The 2,007-nt window shown below is 65.6% G+C and carries 3 protein-coding genes; all 3 read left to right on the forward strand.

The genetic code is table 11. The features are described from left to right. Positions 1-822: flagellar hook-length control protein FliK (gene fliK / locus GJ699_RS33835; protein WP_195763721.1), on the forward strand; the 822-nt coding region annotated here is incomplete at its 5' end. Continuing rightward, positions 819-1,154 carry an EscU/YscU/HrcU family type III secretion system export apparatus switch protein gene (locus GJ699_RS33840; protein ID WP_154383805.1) on the forward strand — a complete coding sequence of 112 codons (336 nt, stop codon included), beginning with the start codon at positions 819-821 and terminating at the stop codon, positions 1,152-1,154. The genes fliK and GJ699_RS33840, both read left to right, overlap by 4 nt. 17 nt (positions 1,155-1,171) lie before the next feature. After that, positions 1,172-1,930 (forward strand): flagellar brake protein, encoded by a 759-nt coding sequence (locus GJ699_RS33845; protein WP_154383806.1) that lies wholly within the window; start codon positions 1,172-1,174, stop codon positions 1,928-1,930. The last annotated feature ends 77 nt before the right edge of the window (positions 1,931-2,007 follow it).

A 2,007-nucleotide genomic window follows, 5' to 3' on the forward strand; every position in this document is an offset into this window, starting at 1 on the left:
CTGGGCGCCGGCAATGCCGCCCCGGCCGACGGCGTCAAGCCGCAAAGCCTGGCCGCCAGCCTGCTCGGCAAGGCGCCGCTGACGCCGGCGCACGAACTGCCGGAGCTGGGTCCCAACGCGCCGCAAGCCACCTTGAGCAGCGCCGCCCGCGTGCTGACCAGCGTGCTCAGCGCGGCCCAGGGCAGCCAGGCGGCGCAAGTGGCGCTGATCGGCAAGAGCGCGCTGTTCGGCAACAGCGAACCGGACACCGCCGCGCTGGCGCAAAAGCTGCACGACACCATCTCCCAGAGCGGCCTGTTCTACGAATCGCATGTGGCCGAATGGGCCAAGGGCGAGCGCCCGCTGAGCGAGCTGGCGCGCGAACCGCAGATGCAGCGCCTGCTGCAGCAACAGGGCAATGAAAGCGCCGCCCGCGCCGCCACCGGCAATGGTCCCGACCTTGGCGCCGCGCAAATGATCAACCAGCAACTGCACACCCAGGAACAGCAACGCGTGCTGTGGAACGGCCAGGCCTGGCCGGGCCAGCAAATGGAATGGGAAGTGCGGCGCGACCAGCGCGAGGGCCGCGACGGTGGCTGCGGCGACAGCGATGGCGAGCCCGAGCAGATCTGGCGCAGCGGCGTGCGTTTCCGCCTGCCGACCCTGGGCGCGGTCTCGGCGGCGGTGACGCTGATCGGCGACCAGGTCCACATCCAGGTCCAGACCGACAGCGACGCCAGCGCCAGCACGCTGCGCGCCTGGTCCGGCAAGCTGGAAAGCGCCATGGAAGCGGCCGGCGCGCAGCTGACCTCGCTGAACATCAGTCAGGAGACCGGCCCATGACGGATGACGCGCAACGCAAGCCGCCGCTGCAGCAGGCGGTGGCGCTGGCCTACGACAGCGGCCTGCCGGCGCCCAAGGTGGTGGCCAAAGGGCGCGGCCTGGTGGCGGAACAGATCATCCACGTCGCCCAGGAGGCTGGCGTGGCCATCCACGAGTCCAAGGAACTTGTATCGTTGCTCATGGATGTTGACTTGGATCAACAAATCCCCCCCATCCTGTACCGCACGATTGCGGAACTATTGGCGTGGCTATATCATATTGAAGCAGCGCAAAAGTCTGGCCTGCCGCTGCCGCCGGCACCGGCTCCCAGCATCCCCTTGACCGAAACTTGACCCACGAACTGGCACCGATGTACTCACACTTTCAGGATGCGGAATTGGAAAACTGGCACGATTTTGAAGTCGCATCCAAACGGGAAATCTTTGCCCTGCTGCGCGGCATCGGCGAAAAAAACCAGCTGATCCGCATGCTGATCCAGGGTGAGGCCGACGTCTGCGTGACCTCGATCCTGGACGTGGACGACACCACCAACAGCGTCTACCTGGATTGCTCGATCGACCAGGACCAGAACAAGCGGGTACTGGCGTCGCGCCGGCTCTCGTTTGAAACCTCGCTGGACAAGGTACGCATCCTGTTCGCGGCCGAGCAGGTGGAGGCGACCACGTTTGAAGGCAATCCGGCGTTCAAGATCGCGATTCCGACCTCGCTGATCCGGCTGCAGCGGCGCGAGTACTACCGGATCGCCACCCCGGTGACCAATCCGGTGCGGATCCTGATCCCGCTGCCGGCCGACCTGGGCGGGCCGACCACCTTCCCGCTGGCCGACATCAGCTGCGGCGGCATCGCCATCCTCGACAACAAAATGATGCTCGGCAACGCGATCGGCAAGGATTACGAAGGCTGCCGCATCGACCTGCCCGAGATTGGCCAAGTCAGCACCTCGCTCCAGGTGCGCAACTCGCTCGACCTGACGCTGCTGAACAACAAAACCAACCGCCGGCTGGGCTGCGAATTCGTCAACATCCCACGCGGCATGCTGGCCTACGTGCAGCGCTACATCACCCGCCTCGAACGCGAACGCAACGCCCGCATCGCCGGCCTGAATTAAACCCGGGGTCAATCCTCCCAAAGCTACACGGGCTCTGCCGTAGCGTTCCGCTACGGCAGAGCCCGTGTAGCTTTGGG

Origin of the sequence: Duganella guangzhouensis, assembly GCF_009674535.1 — a bacterium.
GTDB lineage: Bacteria > Pseudomonadota > Gammaproteobacteria > Burkholderiales > Burkholderiaceae_D > Rugamonas > Rugamonas guangzhouensis.